General features: G+C 53.7%; 16 protein-coding genes. 8 read left to right on the top strand and 8 right to left on the bottom strand.

Annotated elements, in window-relative coordinates; all coding sequences use genetic code 11:
- Nucleotides 1–48: 48 nt before the first annotated feature.
- The 3 genes from GTPT_RS04025 to dsdA all read left to right on the top strand — a co-directional run bounded on the left by GTPT_RS04025 (nucleotide 49) and on the right by dsdA (nucleotide 3,914).
- The gene (locus GTPT_RS04025) at nucleotides 49–963 is read left to right on the top strand and encodes a LysR substrate-binding domain-containing protein (protein WP_029991708.1); all 915 of its coding nucleotides are present in this window, start codon (nucleotides 49–51) and stop codon (nucleotides 961–963) included.
- Between the two features lie 78 nt (nucleotides 964–1,041).
- Nucleotides 1,042–2,574, top strand: a complete 1,533-nt coding sequence (locus GTPT_RS04020; protein WP_025902113.1) for an amidase — start codon at nucleotides 1,042–1,044, stop codon at nucleotides 2,572–2,574.
- 29 nt (nucleotides 2,575–2,603) lie between these two features.
- Nucleotides 2,604–3,914 (top strand): D-serine ammonia-lyase, encoded by a 1,311-nt coding sequence (gene dsdA, locus GTPT_RS04015; protein WP_051170972.1) that lies wholly within the window; start codon nucleotides 2,604–2,606, stop codon nucleotides 3,912–3,914.
- Nucleotides 3,915–3,965: 51 nt separating this feature from the next.
- Here the strand turns inward: dsdA and corA are convergent, their stop codons facing one another.
- The 7 genes from corA to lptM form a co-directional block, all read right to left on the bottom strand.
- Nucleotides 3,966–4,919 (bottom strand): magnesium/cobalt transporter CorA, encoded by a 954-nt coding sequence (gene corA / locus GTPT_RS04010; protein ID WP_025902111.1) that lies wholly within the window; start codon nucleotides 4,917–4,919, stop codon nucleotides 3,966–3,968.
- A 316-nt stretch (nucleotides 4,920–5,235) separates the two neighbouring features.
- A complete protein-coding gene (gene uvrD, locus GTPT_RS04005) occupies nucleotides 5,236–7,398 on the bottom strand; it encodes a DNA helicase II (RefSeq protein WP_029991710.1) in 2,163 nt (720 codons plus the stop codon).
- Between the two features lie 46 nt (nucleotides 7,399–7,444).
- The gene (gene yigB / locus GTPT_RS04000; RefSeq protein WP_029991711.1) at nucleotides 7,445–8,161 is read right to left on the bottom strand and encodes a 5-amino-6-(5-phospho-D-ribitylamino)uracil phosphatase YigB; all 717 of its coding nucleotides are present in this window, start codon (nucleotides 8,159–8,161) and stop codon (nucleotides 7,445–7,447) included.
- Complete coding sequence (xerC, locus tag GTPT_RS03995) at nucleotides 8,161–9,078, bottom strand: tyrosine recombinase XerC (protein WP_025902108.1); 918 nt, start codon at nucleotides 9,076–9,078, stop codon at nucleotides 8,161–8,163. Before xerC ends, yigB begins: the two co-directional genes overlap by 1 nt.
- A complete protein-coding gene (locus GTPT_RS03990) occupies nucleotides 9,075–9,782 on the bottom strand; it encodes a DUF484 domain-containing protein (RefSeq protein WP_025902107.1) in 708 nt (235 codons plus the stop codon). Before GTPT_RS03990 ends, xerC begins: the two co-directional genes overlap by 4 nt.
- A complete protein-coding gene (gene dapF / locus GTPT_RS03985; RefSeq protein ID WP_029991712.1) occupies nucleotides 9,779–10,603 on the bottom strand; it encodes a diaminopimelate epimerase in 825 nt (274 codons plus the stop codon). The genes GTPT_RS03990 and dapF overlap by 4 nt, the downstream gene beginning before the upstream one ends.
- A 27-nt stretch (nucleotides 10,604–10,630) precedes the next feature.
- On the bottom strand, nucleotides 10,631–10,795 hold the full coding sequence (gene lptM / locus GTPT_RS17285; protein ID WP_235501109.1) for an LPS translocon maturation chaperone LptM: 165 nt from the start codon (nucleotides 10,793–10,795) through the stop codon (nucleotides 10,631–10,633).
- Nucleotides 10,796–10,982: 187 nt separating this feature from the next.
- Between lptM and cyaY the strand changes: the two genes are divergently transcribed.
- Nucleotides 10,983–11,300: an iron donor protein CyaY gene (gene cyaY, locus GTPT_RS03980; protein ID WP_025902105.1), complete on the top strand. Its 318-nt coding sequence runs from the start codon at nucleotides 10,983–10,985 to the stop codon at nucleotides 11,298–11,300.
- Nucleotides 11,301–11,340: 40 nt separating this feature from the next.
- On the opposite strand, the gene GTPT_RS03975 is transcribed toward cyaY, so the two are convergent.
- Nucleotides 11,341–13,899 (bottom strand): class I adenylate cyclase, encoded by a 2,559-nt coding sequence (locus GTPT_RS03975; protein WP_081671501.1) that lies wholly within the window; start codon nucleotides 13,897–13,899, stop codon nucleotides 11,341–11,343.
- 299 nt (nucleotides 13,900–14,198) lie between these two features.
- Here GTPT_RS03975 and hemC point away from each other — a divergent pair, with 299 nt between their 5' ends.
- From hemC to hemY, 4 genes are read left to right on the top strand one after another with little or no spacing between them, the layout of a single operon-like run.
- The gene (gene hemC / locus GTPT_RS03970) at nucleotides 14,199–15,143 is read left to right on the top strand and encodes a hydroxymethylbilane synthase (RefSeq protein ID WP_029991714.1); all 945 of its coding nucleotides are present in this window, start codon (nucleotides 14,199–14,201) and stop codon (nucleotides 15,141–15,143) included.
- Complete coding sequence (hemD, locus tag GTPT_RS03965; RefSeq protein ID WP_025902102.1) at nucleotides 15,140–15,880, top strand: uroporphyrinogen-III synthase; 741 nt, start codon at nucleotides 15,140–15,142, stop codon at nucleotides 15,878–15,880. The genes hemC and hemD overlap by 4 nt, the downstream gene beginning before the upstream one ends.
- Before the next feature lie 25 nt (nucleotides 15,881–15,905).
- Nucleotides 15,906–17,033 (top strand): uroporphyrinogen-III C-methyltransferase, encoded by a 1,128-nt coding sequence (gene hemX, locus GTPT_RS03960; protein WP_025902101.1) that lies wholly within the window; start codon nucleotides 15,906–15,908, stop codon nucleotides 17,031–17,033.
- A 2-nt stretch (nucleotides 17,034–17,035) separates the two neighbouring features.
- Nucleotides 17,036–18,232, top strand: coding sequence for a protoheme IX biogenesis protein HemY (gene hemY / locus GTPT_RS03955; protein WP_025902100.1), 1,197 nt, complete (start codon nucleotides 17,036–17,038; stop codon nucleotides 18,230–18,232).
- Nucleotides 18,233–18,575 lie beyond the last annotated feature (343 nt).

Genomic DNA, 18,575 nt, shown 5'->3' with positions numbered 1-18,575 from the left:
AAGAGTTCCGCTACACTGCAGTGATGTCAGCCAGGAGATGTTTCACTCATGAATGCCCGAATTCTCAGCGAAACCGCCGTTCTGTACTTTATGCAGGTTGTTAACTGCGGTTCCATCAGCGAAGCTGCCACGCGGATGCATGTGGTTCCCTCTGCCGTCAGCCGGCAGATCAGGCGGCTGGAGAATGCACTGGAAACCGCATTATTTGAACGACAGGCGCGGGGCGTCACCCTCACACCGGCCGGAGAATTACTGGCCGCTTATGCCCGCCGGACGTTACTGGATGCGGTACAGGTCACCAATGAGATCCAGTCACTCCGCCAGGTATCAGAATCAAAAATCAAAATTGCCTGTACCCACGGTTTTGCCTCACATTTTATGCCCGCGGGGATCGCCGGTTTCCGGGAGCGCCGGCCGGACTGTACATTTCAGTTACAGGTCGCCCCGGCACGTGAAGTCACCCGCAGGGTACGTGAAGGAGAAGCAGATATCGGCTTCAGTTTCAGCCTGGGAGCCACCCGGGACATCAAAGTCCTCTACAGTCAGCCGGCACCGCTGCTTGCGCTGGTCTCCCCCGTTCACACATTAGCACAGCGCCCTGAAGTGACGTTACGCGACCTGGCGGAATTCCCTCTGGCGCTCCCGGGGATCAATACTACCTTGCGCCAGCTGCTGGATATTTACTGCAGCCGCCAGGGGCTGAGTTACCACAGCGTGCTGGACTCCGATAACCTGGATACCCTGGCACAGTTTGCTGTGACCGGGTCCGCGGTCACCTTCGGAGGCGAGTTATTTGTCCGGCATCATCTCAGTGCCGGTAAGCTCATCGCCCTGAATGTGCCGGAACTGAAAGAAAATGACCGCTCTATCGAAATTCAGGCCCTGGCGAGCCGGCACGTCTCCCCGGTCACAGAACAGTTTATTGATTACATCCGTGAGGCCATTGTCCCTCCCTTGAGATGACCTGACATTCTACGCCGCTATCCCGCCTTATGCCGGAGCGATAGCTGACTGACATCCCTGACACAGGAGAACCCGGCCATGTCTTATCCTGACGAGTTAGCCGATTTAACTGCAACAGAACTGAAGCAACTGATTGAAACGCGTGAGGTCTCGCCCTGCGAAGTCCTTGAGTCCTGTATTACACGTATCGGAGAACTGAACCCGAAAATTAACGCGTTTTGTGCAACGTCCTTTGAACGGGCAAGAAAAGAAGCGCACCTCGCCGAACAAGCGATTTTACGGGGTGAGCCGGGCGGGATTTTACGCGGGTTACCCATCGGGATTAAAGACCTGGAAGAAACGGAAGGGTTACTGACTACCTACGGATCTCCGCTGTATCGGGCGAATGTTCCTGCCAAAGATAATGAGCTGGTTCACCGTTTACGCCAGGCCGGAGCCATTGTGGTCGGGAAAACGAATGTCCCGGAAATGGGCGCCGGTGCCAATACCCGAAATGCGGTCTGGGGAGCGACCGGTAACCCCTTCAATCCGGAACTGAATGCCGGAGGCTCTTCCGGGGGATCCGCCGCCGCCCTGGCAGCCAGCATGGTGCCTCTGTGCAGTGGTTCAGACACCGGAGGTTCATTACGTATTCCGGCGGCCAAATGCGGTATCGTGGGTCTGCGTCCGTCACCCGGCCTGGTGCCCAGTGAGCGCAAATTGCTGGGATGGACGCCTATTTCCGTGGTCGGTCCGATGGGCAGAAATGTAGCGGATACCTGGCTGCAACTGGCCGCCACTGCCGGGCTGGCTTCCAACGACCCGCTCAGTTATCCCTTCACCATGCCGCAAAATATCACCGATATGTCCCCGACGGCCCTGTCCGGATTACGGGTCGGCTATACCGAAGACTTCGGGATCTGCGACGTTGATAATTCGATCCGCCAGGTCTTTCGTCAGAAAATCAGCCGCCTGAAAGGCCTGTTCGCCAGTTGTGAAGAAGCGGAATTCCGCATGGAAAACGGACATGCCTGTTTCGACGTTCTGCGTGCCGAAGCCTTCGTCGCCAGCCTGCAGTCCGCTTATGAAAAAGATCCTGATTCTCTGGGGCCTAATCCCCGGGCGAACTACGAACTGGGCGCAAAAATGTCTTTAAAAGATTGCGTCCGGGGGAATGCGGAACAGACCCGAATTTTCCGCCATTTTCAGACACAGTTTGAGAAATATGATCTGATCCTCTCTCCGGTCACACCAGTGTCAGCTTTTCCCTGGCAGCAACCGTACCTGGAATCAGTCAACGGTGTCCCTCTGGATAATTACTACCGCTGGCTGGCACTGACCTATGTCGTTACCTTAGCAACAAACCCGGCACTGTCGATGCCGATGGGTGTGGACCATAAAAATATGCCTTTCGGCATGCAGGTGATCGGTAAATTCCGGGGTGACCTGGAGCTGATGCTGGCTGCCAGCGCACTGGAAGCGTATTGTGAAACCACAGAGGATCTGCGCCGGCCTCTCCCTGACATGCAGGCGCTGAAATCAGGCCAGGTCGACCTGTGGACACCGGTCACCCATCCGCCGTTTTCCGCCACTGAGCACAGCACGGCCATGGAAGGGGCGTCAGCCGTCTGATGCCCGGTTTTCAGGAGATAAAAAGACCGATGATTGTTTATGGAAAAAGTATCGACACGTGGCAGCACGACTATCCGCTGATGTCCTCCTTACTGGCTACCGTGCCGGTGTGCTGGCGTAACCCGGAGCTTGTACCGTTCAGCGAGGCACTAAGCGATATCAGCCTGACCGCGACCGATGTCAGTGAGGCCAGTACACGTCTGCAGCGCTTTGCCCCCCTTCTGGCTGAACTCTTCCCTGAAGTGGCCGCCACCCGGGGGATCATTGAATCGGAATTACAGGAAGTTCCTGCATTTTCTGCAGCACTGGCAGAGCGTTATTCATTGCCCTGGCAGCCGCGTTTATGGCTGAAGAAAGACAGCCATTTACCGATCTCCGGGTCAGTAAAAGCCAGAGGCGGAATTTATGAAGTGTTGTTCCATGCCGAACAACTGGCTCTCCGCCACCGCGTATTATCACTGACCGATGATTATCGTATCCTCGCCAGCGATACCTGCCGTGACCTGTTTCGCCGTCACCGGATCGCCGTGGGCAGTACCGGCAACCTGGGCTTATCTATCGGTATTGCAGCCTCGGGACTGGGCTTCGAAACCACCGTGCATATGTCTGCCGATGCACGGCAATGGAAGAAAGATAAACTGCGTAGTCACGGCGTTAACGTCATTGAGTATGAAGGTGACTATGGTCAGGCGGTTGAACAGGGACGGCAGCAGGCAGAACACGATGAACATTGTTACTTCATCGATGATGAAAACTCCCGAAACCTGTTTCTGGGGTACGCCGTTGCCGGTGAGAGGCTCAAAGTACAGCTGGCGGAGAAAAATATTCCTGTCGATGCTGAGCATCCGTTATGCGTCTATCTGCCCTGCGGGGTCGGCGGAGGGCCGGGCGGGATAGCATTCGGTCTGAAACTGGCTTTCGGCGACCATGTGCATTGCTTTTTTGCCGAACCGACAGAGGCCCCCTGTATGCTGATGGGGCTCTATACCGGGCTGCATGAAGCCTTATCCGTAGCAGACTTCGGTATCAGTAACCGCACGGCGGCTGACGGGCTGGCGGTCGGTCGTCCTTCCGGTTTTGTGGGGCGCTCCATGGCAAGGATGATCGACGGCTGCTACACCGTGCCGGATAATGAATTGTTCGGATTATTACAATCGCTGGATGCCACGGAAAATCTGCAACTGGAGCCTTCCGCGCTGGCAGGCGCTCCGGGCGTTGCGCGGATCATCGAAGCATTTGCGGATCTCCCGTTACAGAATGCGACACATCTGATTTGGGGGACCGGCGGCGGAATGGTTCCCGCGGAAGAAATGCAGCATTACCTGACTTATCGCGGTTAACCCACAGAAAGGTAAACAGGCAGCCCGGGGCTGCCTGTTTCGCTGGCCGGCTTACAGCCAGTTACGACGTTTAAAGTAAAGATAAGGGGCCAGTGCCGCCAGGATCATCAGTAACACAGCGCCCGGATACCCGAATGTCCATTTAAGTTCCGGCATAAACTCAAAGTTCATCCCATAGCTTGACGCAACCAGTGTCGGAGGCAGGAACACCACCGAAACGACCGAGAAGATCTTGATAATACGGTTCTGCTCGATACTGATAAAGCCCATCGCAGCCTGCATCAGAAAGTTGACTTTCTGGAACAGAGATTCGTTATGAGGTAACAGTGAATCGATATCACGCAGAATTTCACGGGCCTGTTCCAGCTGATTGGCCGGCAGGCGGGCTTTACGCACCAGGAAGTTCAGTGCCCGCTGGGTATCCATAAGACATAAGCGGACCTTCCAGCCAATATCTTCCAGTTCAGCCAGTCGTGAAAGTGCAGCGTCGTACTCTTCACCCTGCTGACCTTCCATAATGACCCGGCTTAACTTTTCCAGTGCGGTATAAATATTCTCAATTTCATCCGCCAGTTGCTCGATTTTGGTCTCAAACAGGTCCAGCAGCAGTTCAAACGCATTACCGTCAATCAGGGTCTGATTACGCGCACGCATACGATAGAGGCGGAATGCCGGTAACTCACGCTCACGCAGGGTAAACAGACGGTCATTACGAATAGTAAAGGCCACTGTCGCATTTCCCGCATGATCATCGGCATCTTCAAAAAAGAAGAATGAGTGAATATGCAGGCCATCTTCGTCTTCAAAAAAACGCGCGGAGGCTTCAATATCTTCCAGTTCAGGACGGGTAGCCAGGCTCTGTCCCAGCTCTTCCTGAACGTAATGACGTTCCTGTTCATCAGGTTCAATCAGGTCGATCCAGACCGACGGTGCAAGAGACGTATTACCGCTCTCCATTTCCATACGGCTCAGACGATTTTCTTCCAGTTTAAATGCACTCAGCATAGCAGTACGTACTCCCCATTTCTGACAGGATGGGACAAGGCTGTAGACCGCAGATAACCGATGATCGGCACAGCTGGTGCCCGAACACAGAAACCACAAATGTGATAAATCAATGCTGGCGCAAATGACGGTGAGTTACAGAGGGTCACCGGTAACCGCTACGGCTACCGGTATGAGGTTGCCTTAGCGGGGTAGCCTGTTATTCAGGTCTGTTTGCCAGCAGCGACTGGGCGTGTCCAAGGCATTGTCCTCTTAATAATAATAGTGCGCGCATGTTACGCCGGGATGAAAAAATCGTCAAGGTTAGTCCCGCAGATCAGACGCTTTCCAGCCTGGCATACGCGGCCACCAGCCATTTCACGCCTTGTCCCTGAAAAGCGACTTGCAGACGGCAATGTTCACCGCTGCCTTCCAGATTAATAATAGTCCCTTCACCAAATTTGGCATGTTTTACCCGCTGCCCCAGTGTATAACCGCTGTCATTACTGGTTACCGGCGCACCCATCCGCTGATGGCTGACCGGACGGCTGACACTGGCCCGTAACCGGACCTCTTCGACACATTCTTCAGGGATCTCCCTGATAAAGCGTGAAGGACGGTGTGAGACCTCTTTACCGTACAACCGGCGGCTTTCCGCATAGGTCAGGGTCAGTTTCTGCATCGCACGGGTTACCCCGACATAGGCCAGACGGCGTTCTTCTTCCAGACGGCCACCTTCTTCCAGTGACATCTGGCTCGGAAACATCCCCTCTTCCATGCCGACGATAAAGACCTGGCTGAACTCCAGTCCTTTGGCGGCATGCATCGTCATCAGCTGAACCGCATCCTGCCATTTGTCGGCCTGCCCTTCCCCCGCTTCCAGCGCGGCATGGGACAGGAAAGCCTGCAACGGCATCAGATCCTGATCCTCATCCTGATAGCTGAACTGACGGGTCGCCGTCACCAGTTCTTCAAGGTTTTCTATCCGGGTTTGTCCTTTCTCCCCTTTTTCCTGCTCATACATCATCCACAGGCCGGAGTCTTTGATGACCCGATCCGTCTGTACATGTAAGGGCAGTTCACAGGTTTCCTGAGACAGGGAATCGATCAATTCAATAAAGCGTTGCAGCGCCGAGGCCGCCCGTCCGGCCAGGGCTTTCTCTGTCAGCAATTCCCGGGACGACTGCCATAATGTTAATTGGCGGTCGCGGGCTGCCTGACGGACCACGTCAAGAGTACGGTCACCGATGCCGCGGGTCGGGGTATTTACAACCCGCTCGAACGCTGCATCGTCATTACGGTTAGAGATAAGACGCAGATACGCCAGTGAATCCTTGATCTCTTGTCGCTCGAAGAAGCGCATGCCGCCATAGATCCGGTAAGGCAGACTGCTTTGTAACAGGGCTTCTTCCAGCACACGGGATTGGGCGTTACTGCGGTAAAGGATGGCGCAATCGGCCAGGGCTCCGCCCTGCTCATGCCAGTGCCGGATCCGCCCGACCACAAAACGGGATTCATCCAGCTCATTGAAGGCGCAATACAGAGAAATCGGTTCTCCGTCGCTGTCTTCTGTCCAGAGTTCTTTGCCCAGACGCCCCTCATTATTGGCGATGAGGGTATTGGCAGCTTTAAGGATGTTACGCGTAGAGCGATAGTTCTGTTCCAGACGAATGGTTTGCGCGCCGGGGAAATCGTTCAGGAAACGCTGAATATTTTCGACCTGCGCACCACGCCAGCCATAAATCGACTGATCATCATCACCGACTATCATGACACGCCCCGTCTCACCGGCCAGCATTCGTATCCAGGCATACTGGATATTATTGGTATCCTGGAATTCGTCCACCAGCAGATTGGTAAAACGCTCACGGTAGTGATTAAGGATATGCGGTTTATTGAGCCACAACTCATGGGCGCGGAGCAGCAGTTCTGCAAAGTCGACCAGTCCGGCGCGATCACAGGCTTCCTGATAGGCCAGGTAGATCTTCAGCCAGGTCTGCTCGACCGGATTCCCGTAACTTTCGATATGCTTCGGCCGCAGGCCTTCGTCTTTTTTGCCATTGATGTACCACATGGCCTGCCGTGCAGGCCACTGCTTATCATCAAGATTCAGCGCTTTGATCAGGCGTTTCAGTAACCGTAGCTGATCTTCGCTATCCAGGATTTGAAAATCGGCAGGTAACCCTGCATCCAGCGGGTGTGCACGTAATAACCGATGGGCCAGGCCATGAAACGTCCCGATCCACATACCTCCCTGACTGGTTCCCAATACCTGTTCAATACGGTGGCGCATCTCTGCGGCCGCTTTGTTGGTGAAGGTCACCGCCATAATAGAGTAGGGAGAACAGTTCTCAACGGTCAGTAGCCAGGCGATACGGTGTACCAGCACACGGGTTTTACCACTACCGGCACCCGCCAGTACCAGCAAATTGCTGCGCGGTGCCGCCACGGCTTCACGCTGGTTATCATTTAAACTGTTGAGCAGATCAGAAACGTCCATAAGCACCGCAATTGAGGAGAAATTTAACTGTATATTTTTACAGCCATTATACCAGCGTCATCAGCGAATCCAACCGCGAAATTTCCAGGTGGGGTAACAGACGGGCATCCCGGGCTGTCATCAGGTCACGGTCACCGGGGTTGATCCAGCAGGACTGAAAGCCATTGGCAATAGCACCGGCAACATCGGTCGTCAGGTCATCCCCGATATGCAGTATCTCAGCCGCCGGTAATTGCAGGCGTTCTGCCGCCAGCCGATACATATCCTGCGCCGGTTTTGCCCGGCCATCCGGTCCGGCACGCAGAATAAAGCGAAAATACCCGGCAATACCCATTTTTTCCGGTTCCGCATTCCCGTTGGTGATCGCGACCAGGGGCAGACGATCCGCCAGGTAGCGCAGAGTACGGTGAGTGGAATCCGGCATGTTTACGTCGCTGCGCCAGCGGGCAAATACGGACATCACATGCGCGACCCCCTGGCGGCATGCCTCTTCCGGCAGCCCGGCGGCCTGCATCACAAGGAATACAGCCTTTTCCCGCCACAGCGTGACATCGTGGACGGCTTGCGGAGTCTCACTTTTCACCTGATCACGGGCGGCTTCATAGTCACTGAGCGTTATCTTTTCTAACGCCGGGTGCCACTGCTGTAACGCCTGATGCGTTTTTCTGACCGTCATCAGGATCACATCGCCGTTATCATACAACGTGTCATCCAGATCAAAGGTCATTGCGCGGATCTTGCCCGGGGGTCGGTAAAAGTGCATTATTTTTTTCCTCGTTTCGCCCGTGGGTGTGCAGCATCATACACCGAAGCCAGATGCTGAAAATCCAGATGGGTATAGATCTGGGTGGTCGACAGATTCGCATGGCCCAGTAGTTCCTGGACAGCACGTAAATCACCGCTGGATTCCAGCATATGGGTGGCGAACGAATGACGCAATTTATGCGGATGAATATGACTGCTGAGCCCCTGTTTCACCCCCCAGCCAGCAAAACGCTTCTGAACATTACGCGCAGAGATACGGTTGCCCTGCTGCGAAAGAAAGACAGCATCATCCTGCGCGCCAAATAATTCACGCATTTTCAGCCAGCGTTGCATCCATTCACAGGCCGTGCGTCCTATCGGTAATCGCCGTTCTTTACTGCCTTTCCCCGTGACCAGAATTTCTCCGGACTCCGCATCAAAATGCCGGCAATCCAGATTGACCAGCTCCGCTAAACGTAATCCGGCACCGTACATCACCTCAAGCATGGTACGGTCACGTACCGATAACGGATCATTGAGGTCGATGTCCAGCAACTGCCCCATCTCATCGACATCAATATTTTTCGGCAGATGACGGGACGTTTTGGGTGTGGCAATCCCCTTCGCCGGGTTAGCCGGTAACGCTCCCCGGTCAACCTGCCAGTCGAGAAAGCTGCGTAAAGCGGACAACCGTAATGCCAGGCTGGTCGCCTGAAGCCCGTTACGGCGACTTTTCGCCGCCAGTGCGCGGACATGCGTGGGCTCCAATTGCTCCCAGTGTTGCAGACCGGCATCCTTCATCAGCAGGATCAGCGCCGCTAACTGGTGCTGATAACTGGTCAGCGTCAACGGACTTAACTGGCGTTCGACCTTCAGGTAACGCAGAAAACGATCGACAGGCACCTGCAGGCTATCGGTAAGTTCGGGGGCATTCATTTACGTGAAATCCATCGTGCCAGCAGGTCCGGCAGCATTCCGGCCAGATATTGCAGTAACTCCGTCCCCATCCCCGGCTGGTAGTGCTGTTTATCACGGCTGGTGAAGATAAGTACCCCGAGGTCCTCATGGTCGCCCATCAGTGACATAGCTACCGACCCTATCGCCTTTGCGTCCGGCAATAGCAGGAGTAATTCGGGGCCATTCAACGGACCAAGATAATGCTGGCGGCGGCCAAAGCGCTGGATCCGTAATGTATCAAACGCCTGCCGGGAAAGTCCGAGGCCGGTAAACCCTGACGGTGCGCCCAGCAACCATTTTTCACTGAACAGGCGTACGGTCGCCCCTGCCAGGCCGAGACCTCTGGCCCAGCGGTGTAACCGCTCAAGCATATCCTGCAGACTGTCCGCAGCCGTCAGGTGTGACTGCAACGATAATAGCTGCCCGAAAAGCTGTTGATTCGCCGAGGCCTGCTCCATCAGCAATGTAATTTCTTCTTCCAGTTGCTGAATATGATTCCGCTGGCGCGCCATATGCCATTCCACCAGCGAAACACTGCCTCTCACCGGATGAGGCACCTGCATCTGTTCGACCTGACGGGCATTACGGATAAAGAAATCAGGATTACGACACAAATAGTCACTGACGGACTGCTCATCAGGTGCCATATCTTTCAGTAATTCCGGTTCTTCATCGGGTTTCATAAATGAATAAATCCGTCGTAGACATGTGTTGCCGGTCCCGTCATATATAGCGGGGTGCCCGGACCGTCCCAGGTGATGGTTAAACTGCCGCCCGGTAAATCGACACGGACGCTTTCAGCCAGCAGCCCCTGAAGTATACCGCTGGCGACGGCCGCACAGGCTCCGCTGCCACAGGCCTGAGTTTCCCCGGCGCCTCGCTCATAGACCCTTAAACGGATATGAGAACGGGAAACCACTTCCATAAACCCGACATTAACCCGTTCAGGAAAACGTTCATGACTTTCCATCTGCGGGCCGAGCACCTCAACGGCTGCGGTGGTAATATTATCCACCTGAATCACACAATGCGGATTACCCATAGAAACGGCACCAAACATCAGGGTCTGTTCCGCTAACCGTAACAGATACAGGTTTTCGGCTTTATTGGCACGAAACGGGATATTGGCTGGCTCAAAATCCGGCTCCCCCATATTGACCCGCACAGTGTCATCACTGTTGACGGTCAGAACCATCCTGCCGGTATGGGTACTCACCCGGATATCTTTTTTATTGGTCAACCCCTTAAGACGGACAAAACGGGCAAAACAGCGGGCGCCGTTACCGCATTGGGCCACTTCGCTGCCATCGGCGTTAAAGATACGGTAATGAAAATCCAGTTCCGGGTCATAAGGGGGTTCAACGATCAGTAACTGATCAAATCCTACGCCCAGATGACGGTCGGACAGCCGGCGAATAAGTTCCGGCGAGAAAAACACATTCTGAGTGACTGCGTCAACGACCATAAAATCATTGCCGAGACCGTGCATTTTTGAAAACTGCATTGTTTGCTCCGCCGGTTACACTGTGATTTATGGTGCTACGGTTCCTGCAGGTACTGAAGTATCAGTATCCTGTGGCACGACTATGGAGGTTTTATGGTGACGGGCCTGATCTTTCGGAAAATAGAGAGGTCCCTTCAGTCCGCATCCCGTTAATGCTGCGGGGATCACTATGAATACCAGCCAACCGAACATTTTTTTCATTTTTGTTACACTCAATCTGTGCTTAATCTCATTCACTTATCATCGCAGTTGAACAAGGAAAAGCAACAGAAAATCCCCGAATTCCGCTCTCAATTGCAGAAGCTTTTCCTCGCGGATCAGACAAGGATTGGCAAACCCTGTCAGCGCGCTATACTTTGCAAAAAACAGGGGAGCAATAATGAACGACAGTGAATTTCATCAACTGGCAGACCAGTTACTTCTGAGTGTTGAAGAGCGCCTGGATGAGCATGACGGCGATGCCGATATCGATTACGAAACCCACGGCAGTGTGATGACACTCAGCTTTGAAAATGGCAGTAAAATTGTCATTAACCGTCAGGAGCCTCTGCATCAGGTCTGGCTCGCGACCAAAGCCGGGGGATATCACTTCAGCTATCAGTCCCCGCACTGGATTTGTGACCGTAGCGGCACCGAATTCTGGACATTGCTGGAGCAGGCATGCACCGCCCAGGCCGGCGAGAAATTCAGTTTCTGAGCCTGAAAGCCGGCAGGGTAACGGTGCCGGCTTGCCAGTTTCAGAACCGATCCTTTGAACGCGGTAATATATTCCGGCTCAGTTGCGGGGAAACGTTTTCAGCCACTTCATCGTGGGAGGCAGAACGAAAAGGTAATACCCGGGTTTTTCCGCCTTCCGTCACCAGTTGATAAAACTGTGGCAGGTTAAAATTGATAAAACCGGAGCCGTAGGTAAAGCGATCATGCGAGGAAGAGTAGAACCGGCTGACATCACGCACCAGTTCTTCTTTACTACCCTCACAATGGCGGTAGACCTCTACCCCGTTTTGCTCATCCAGGATATAAATATTAAAATCCGCGCAAGACGGGCTGTCTTCAAAAAAGAACTGAATAATCCCTTCACTGGCATAGCCGTTAACGACAGCGGGTAATTCCGCTTGCTGCGATCCCACCTTAATCGATAAGCCATGCAATTTGTTGTTGGAAATGGCACCATAAAACTCTACCGCGTTTTCCAGTTTCTGTACCGAGACACTCATGCGCTCGAAGAAAATCCCCCAGGTATCTCCCGCCAGCCGCAGCGCCTTAAAGCGCCCGGGTTCCTGACGGGGACTGGATAAACGGATATCAACACATTCCGAGACCAGTTGCTGAACCCGTGTACGGATAAGTCCGCGCAAATGCTGGCTGTAACAGAAAACCTCCACACTGTCCGGAGGCTGAGCATCCTGGTGCATCTTGCCGAGAATCGTTTTGAGCGCATCAATCATCGACTGCTCACCGTGAAAATGCAGGGTGCGCACTTCATTCCAGGAATTGCGGTACAGCAGGTCAATACTCCCGATCAGGCAACGCTGCTGCTGTCCGAAGCTGAAGACATCCAGTTTACGAAAATCAAAATGAATGACCTGATCCCGGAACGCCGCCGTCGGGTCATATTCCAGGTTCACCATAATGGCCAGATGACGGATTTCACACGGGCTGTACAACGCTTTCGGGGTCGGCGCCGGTACGCGGAGCGGAAAGTGATGGGCAACATCCGTCACCAGCCCCTGTAATTTTTCATTCTCACACCCGCCACTGCCTTTAATATGCAGCCGTGTTTTGTCGGTCAGCAGACCATTGAACCAGCTCCAGGCCACCAGCTTGATCAGGTAGCGGTTATACTCCAACGGCTGATGACTGATAATAGAATTCATCTGCGGAGCATAATTATACAGATACCAGCCCGGGCGATTTGCGCGCCCTTCAGGGACATGGATAAACGTCAGATTCTCTTCACTCAGATCCGGTGAAATCTGCGGATTGACCAGGATAACTTTACCAGGCAGAACTTCAAACGCCGCATATAATTTACGCGTCAGTACCCCGATATCCTGTGGACTGGCACTCACACTTAAATTATTACGGCGAGCAAAACGGATAAGATTACGATAACTCTGCATCATCGCATCCAGTAGCTCGTTATGCGCTTCGCGTACCTGGTCAATCTTCCAGCTGTCACGACTGTCGAGTATTTGTAGCCGCTGCTGATCCCAACCCCACTCTTTCACCAGCTGACTGAGTATTTCCCGTCGCCATTGAGAACGCCCCTGCGGCTGCTCTACCGACAGCTTTTCACAGGCTTTCAGGTAAAAACACCGACGAACCAGGTCAAGCCGGGCAGGATCCTCTATCGCCTGTAAATAGTCGGTGACTTTTTCCAGCATCATGCAATAGGGGTCAAGGCCGAAACTGACAATTTCACCGTCATGAAGCCGTTGTTTAATATCCATCGCCAGCAGACGCGTATCCGGATATTCGCGGGTGTAGGCTTCCAGCAACAATGTTTTCAGTACCGCTTTATACGGAGAATCGATACTTTTATATAACTGCCAGAGGCTGGCACCGAAATACTCCTCGGCCGAAAGCGTGCTCAGGCCGCCCAAATCCAGCCATTCATTGGGTGTCAGCGCGCCACCGGCATATAAAGACATCACATAATCATCGTAGCGGCCTTCCCCTGATGCCGGCACCATATTCCAGAGGATACGTTTACCCGCCATCCGGACAGCGGAACGGTAAAATTCATCCAGCAGCAGAATATGCTGTGTGCTGCCGCAGTCCTCAGTCCCCAGATTACCGCTTTCGTTATGCCGGAAACGGTTTTCATCGATCAGGAAAAAGCTGACTTCAATACCCAGCGACTGGCACCATTGCGCCAGCAGCCGGCATTTATTCTGTAGTGCCTGTCTTTCGTGGCTGTCCAGCCAGGACTGATGGCAGACCCAGATATCCAGGTCGGAATGGTTATTCTGCCCCACCGAGGACGTACTGCCCATGGAATAAACCCCGGTGATCGGCGCTTCTCCCTGCGGGTGGATATGCTGTATGAAGGGTTCGTCAGAAAAACGTTTCAGAAGGTTCAGCTGATGTGCTGCGGGCGTAAAAAAACTGATACCGTGCGGTACATTGCCCTGCTGATAGCCAGGCAGCGCAGCATGATGATAGTGCAGCAGAGCAGGAAGCAAGCTATACACCTGCCGGAAAGCAGGCCCCATCGCTGCCATTGCCCGATCTACCCTGAGCTGATTAATGGCGTCAAGTCGCTGTTTCAGAGTTTCAATATAAAGGTACAAGACGTTTTGCCTGCAAGTTCCGGTGATTACGCACTTTTATACTCCGATAAAACAAGATACTCGTGACGCCGGGACAGAGCGGACTGAAAAAATATTCCCCTCCGGGACCAGGCCACGGTTACTGCAATGATGATTATTTTATCACCTTTCACCACGGAATCTTAATATTAGATGCCACAGAACCCTCATTGCGGCGGGTCATATACCATTACAGACCGTCCGGATTTCATCGCCGAAGCCTGCCACATTTATCGTTTAAATGATAGGATGATTAGCAAACGACAAAAACGGTTAACGACATGTCTGACAAAACTATTCGTATCGCTACACGGCAAAGCCCGCTGGCTCTCTGGCAGGCGCATTATGTTCAGGAACAGTTAATGGCCGCCCACCCTGGCTTACAGGTGGAACTGGTCCCGATGGTCACCAAAGGTGATGTCCTGCTGGATACCCCGTTATCGAAAGTGGGTGGTAAAGGACTGTTTGTCAAAGAGCTGGAACTGGCCATGATGGAAAATCGTGCCGATTTGGCGGTGCATTCCATGAAAGATGTGCCTGTCGCATTTCCCGAAGGCCTGGGCCTGGTCACGATTTGTCCGCGCGAAGACCCGCATGATGCCTTTGTTTCTGACAAATATCAGACGATTGATGAACTTCCCGCCGGAGCCATCGTCGGCACGTCCAGTTTACGCCGTCAGTGTCAGCTCAGCGCACGCCGCCCTGATTTAGTGATCCGTTCCTTACGCGGTAATGTCGGTACCCGCCTTTCAAAACTGGATGCCGGGGAATACGATGCGATAATCCTGGCTGCGGCCGGTCTGAAGCGACTGGGGATGGAAGCCAGGATCCGCAGTACCCTGCCAGCTGAAGTCTCTCTGCCCGCGGTCGGTCAGGGAGCGGTCGGTATTGAGTGCCGGCTGGATGATGCTGAACTGATTTCGCTACTGCAGGCACTTAACCACGACGATACTGCAACCTGTGTCCGTGCAGAACGGGCGATGAATACCCGTCTGGAAGGCGGCTGCCAGGTACCGATTGGCAGCTATGCTATTCTGCAGGAAAACGACGGACTCTGGTTACGTGGCCTGGTAGGAACACCGGACGGCAGCCGGATTATCCACGGCGAACGCCGGGGACACCGTTCTGAAGCTGAACAACTGGGGATTTCGCTGGCGGAAGAACTGCTGGAACGGGGAGCCGGTGATATTTTGCGGGATGTCTATCAGGGGCATCCGCCGGTATGACCATACTGGTCACCCGGCCAGAGCCTTCAGCCTCCGCGCTGGTGGCACGATTGCGGCAGGCAGGCAAACATGCCTGGAGCCTGCCGTTAATTGAATATGCCCCTGGCCGGGGCCTGCCTGAGCTGCCACAAAAGCTGGCAACACTGGCCCCGGATGACTTGCTGTTTGCTGTATCACATCAGGCGATCCGTTTCGCAGCACCGGTAATTATGCAAAGCAATACTGCATGGCCCGCCAGTGTCGACTATTATGCTATAGGTCGGCGTACCGCATTGGAATTACATCAGGCCTGTTTACAGAACGTGAACTACCCGCAGGACACAGGAACCAGTGAAACGCTGCTGAATCTGCCTTCGCTGCAGGATCTCACCGGTAAGCGTGCGCTGATCCTTCGGGGAAATGGCGGCCGGGAACTGCTGGCAGAAACGCTCACACAGCGGGGGGCTACCGTTGAACTTAGCGAATGCTATCAGCGGATCCCTTGCCAGTATCAGGGTGCAGAAGAAGCTGTGCGCTGGCGAAGACAAGGTATCACGACGCTGGTTGTCACCAGTGGCGAAATGCTGCAATTTTTATATCAGCTGTTTCCTGCCATAGATCGCAGAGAATGGCTATTACACTGTCGGCTGATTGTCGTCAGTGAACGTTTAGCTACCCTCGCCGGAGAAGCAGGCTGGCACTCTGTAACGGTAGCTGATGGCGCGGATAACGACGCGCTATTTCGCGCGTTATACTGAACTAAAAACAATGGGATGAGCCAAAATGACGGAACAAAAAGACCCCTCCGCCATGCCTGAAGTCACACCACCGGAAGAGAATCTTTCTCCGGCAGCAGAAAAGACTTCACCGGCAAAAAACAGCGGAACAACTTTAGCCATTGTGGCCATTATCATTGCTCTGGCTGCCGGTGGAGGAAGTTACTGGTACAGCAAACAGCAGCAAGATGCCGCAACCCGTTCACTGCAGTCGCTGGACAAGCAACTGAGTGATCTGGTTCAGCAAAGTCAGGCCGGCCAGCAACAGCTGTCACAGCAGCTTAACTCAGCGACGCAGGCACTTCAGGATGCACGACTGCACCAGGAAGCGACCGATAAAGAGCTGAGCGCGCTACGTGATAAAGTCACCTCACTGACCGGCAATGACAGTAGCAGCTGGCTGATTGCTCAGGCCGACTATCTGGTAAAACTGGCAGGGAGAAAACTCTGGAGTGACCAGGATGTGACTACCGCAGCTGCATTATTAAAAAGTGCGGATGGCAGCCTGGCCCAAATGGATGACCCGAGTGTACTGAATGTACGCAGGGCGCTGACTAACGATATCAGTACCCTTTCTTCCATTAACCAGGTGGATTATGACGGTATCATTCTGCAACTGAATCAGTTGTCTAATGGGGTCGATAATTTACGACTGGCCGATGATGAAGGCAGCAATAATCCGATGGATGCCGACAGTAAAGAACTTTCCGGTTCTCTGGCCCACTGGCGTGAAAACCTGGAGAAGAGCTGGCACGACTTTATGGATAATTTCATTACTATCCGCCGTCGCGATAATACCGCCCAGCCACTACTGGCACCAAACCAGGACATTTATCTGCGTGAAAATATTCGGTCGAAATTACTGATCGCTGCGCAGGCGGTTCCGCGCCACCAGAACGAAATTTATAAACAGTCTCTGGAATCTGTTTCTTCCTGGGTACGCGCCTGGTATGACACCAGTGATCCGGCAACCAAAGCATTTCTGTCACAGATTGATGCTCTGGAACAACAGAACATTGCGATGGATGTGCCGGATGCACTTTCCAGCCAGCCACTGCTGGATAAACTGATGCAAACCCGGGTTCGTGGATTGCTGAATCAGCCTTCAGCCCCCTCTGTACAACAGGGGAATTAAGCATGCTAAAAATCCTGATTCTGTTTTTATTGCTACTGGCAGGGATTGTGTTGGGTCCTCTGCTGGCGGGTCACCAGGGATATGTGCTGATCCAGACCGATCACTGGAATATTGAAACCAGTGTCACCGGACTGGTGATCATTCTGATCGTTACGCTGATGGTGATCCTGCTGATTGAATGGGTGCTGCGTCGACTGTTTCGTACCGGAAAACGTACCCGTGGGTGGTTCACCGGCCGCAAACGTCGCCGTGCACAGCGACAGACGCGTGATGCGCTGATCAAACTGGCAGAAGGCGACCATAAACAGGTTGAGAAGCTACTTTCCCGCGATGCCGATCATGCGGCAGATCCGTTAGCCAACTATCTGCTGGCTGCTGAAGCCGCACAACAGCGCGGGGATGAAATCCGGGCGAACCAGCACCTGGAGCGTGCCGCTGAAGTCAGCAGCGACAACCAGATCCCGGTGGAAATTACCCGTGCACGTATTCTTCTGGCCCGTAAAGAAGATCATGCGGCCCGTCACTGTATTGATCGTTTGCTGGAAGTGACACCGCGTCATCCTGAAGTGCTCCGCCTGGCAGAGCAGGCTTATCTGAATACCGGTGCCTGGCGTGCTCTGCTCGATATTCTGCCTTCAATGGAGAAGTCACAGGTGATCAACGATGAGCAGCTACAGGATCTGCAGCAACGCTCATGGCTGGGCCTGATGAACCAGGCCATGGCTGAGCAAGGCAGCGAAGGGCTTAAACAGTGGTGGGGAAATCAGAGCCGTAAAACCCGTCAGGACACCGCCCTGCAGGTCGCGATGGCAAATCATCTGATTGAGTGCAATGACCCGGCAACAGCGCAGGAAATTGTACTGAGCGGACTGAAGCGTCAGTATGACGAGCGTCTGATCCTGCTACTGCCACGCATCAACAGTGCCTCGCCTGAACAGCTGGAAAAAGCGTTGCGCCAGCAGATGAAGCAGCACGGTGCTACCCCGTTACTGAACAGTACACTGGGGCAGATGCTGATGCGTCAGGGCGAATGGCAACCGGCATCTGAGGCCTTCCGTCAGGCGCTGGAACAGCGTACAGATGCGTTTGATTATGCCTGGCTGGCCGATTGCTATGACAAGATGCGCCGTCCGGAAGAAGCCGCCCGGATGCGACGTGAAGGGCTGTTACTGACTCTGAAACAAAATCCGGAGCAGTAACAGAACGAGCAGTCATACCAAAAGGTGCCTTTAACAGGTACCTTTTTTTATTTCAGACCATGTATATTCGGTTCACTTTATTGTCGGGCAGCCTTTGCCCCGCCACGGGCGACCGGGATGTGAGACCGGGGAAACCGGATGCGTTTTTTATTATCAGTACGGTGAATATTCCGTTCGCTTTGCGGTAAGGCATGCTGCCTGTAATCCGCTGCGGGCGACCGGGCAAAGGGCGCCAGGCCGCGCCCTCTGCACTCCCTGCCTTGCGACAAACCTGCCCGCCGCTGCGCGGTACCTTCACTCACTCATATGTCCTTTACGGACCGGTCATGATTCGCTCCTGCTC

The sequence above is a fragment of the Tatumella ptyseos ATCC 33301 genome, from assembly GCF_000735525.1.
GTDB classification, from domain to species: Bacteria; Pseudomonadota; Gammaproteobacteria; order Enterobacterales; family Enterobacteriaceae; genus Tatumella; species Tatumella ptyseos.
The sequence above is the reverse complement of the archived record's forward strand: the minus strand, read 5'-3'. Positions and strand labels throughout refer to the sequence as shown.

Bases quoted from the DNA above. Each gene is read 5' to 3' on its own strand.
- GTPT_RS03990 (WP_025902107.1), bottom strand. From the start codon at position 9,782: ATGAAACCCGATGAAGAACCGGAATTACTGAAAGATATGGCACCTGAT.
- dsdA (WP_051170972.1), top strand. From the start codon at position 2,604: ATGATTGTTTATGGAAAAAGTATCGACACGTGGCAGCACGACTATCCG.
- cyaY (WP_025902105.1), top strand. From the start codon at position 10,983: ATGAACGACAGTGAATTTCATCAACTGGCAGACCAGTTACTTCTGAGT.
- hemY (WP_025902100.1), top strand. From the start codon at position 17,036: ATGCTAAAAATCCTGATTCTGTTTTTATTGCTACTGGCAGGGATTGTG.
- dapF (WP_029991712.1), bottom strand. From the start codon at position 10,603: ATGCAGTTTTCAAAAATGCACGGTCTCGGCAATGATTTTATGGTCGTT.
- GTPT_RS04020 (WP_025902113.1), top strand. From the start codon at position 1,042: ATGTCTTATCCTGACGAGTTAGCCGATTTAACTGCAACAGAACTGAAG.
- xerC (WP_025902108.1), bottom strand. From the start codon at position 9,078: ATGAATGCCCCCGAACTTACCGATAGCCTGCAGGTGCCTGTCGATCGT.
- corA (WP_025902111.1), bottom strand. From the start codon at position 4,919: ATGCTGAGTGCATTTAAACTGGAAGAAAATCGTCTGAGCCGTATGGAA.
- GTPT_RS04025 (WP_029991708.1), top strand. From the start codon at position 49: ATGAATGCCCGAATTCTCAGCGAAACCGCCGTTCTGTACTTTATGCAG.
- hemC (WP_029991714.1), top strand. From the start codon at position 14,199: ATGTCTGACAAAACTATTCGTATCGCTACACGGCAAAGCCCGCTGGCT.
- yigB (WP_029991711.1), bottom strand. From the start codon at position 8,161: ATGCACTTTTACCGACCCCCGGGCAAGATCCGCGCAATGACCTTTGAT.
- hemD (WP_025902102.1), top strand. From the start codon at position 15,140: ATGACCATACTGGTCACCCGGCCAGAGCCTTCAGCCTCCGCGCTGGTG.
- uvrD (WP_029991710.1), bottom strand. From the start codon at position 7,398: ATGGACGTTTCTGATCTGCTCAACAGTTTAAATGATAACCAGCGTGAA.
- lptM (WP_235501109.1), bottom strand. From the start codon at position 10,795: ATGTTCGGTTGGCTGGTATTCATAGTGATCCCCGCAGCATTAACGGGA.
- hemX (WP_025902101.1), top strand. From the start codon at position 15,906: ATGACGGAACAAAAAGACCCCTCCGCCATGCCTGAAGTCACACCACCG.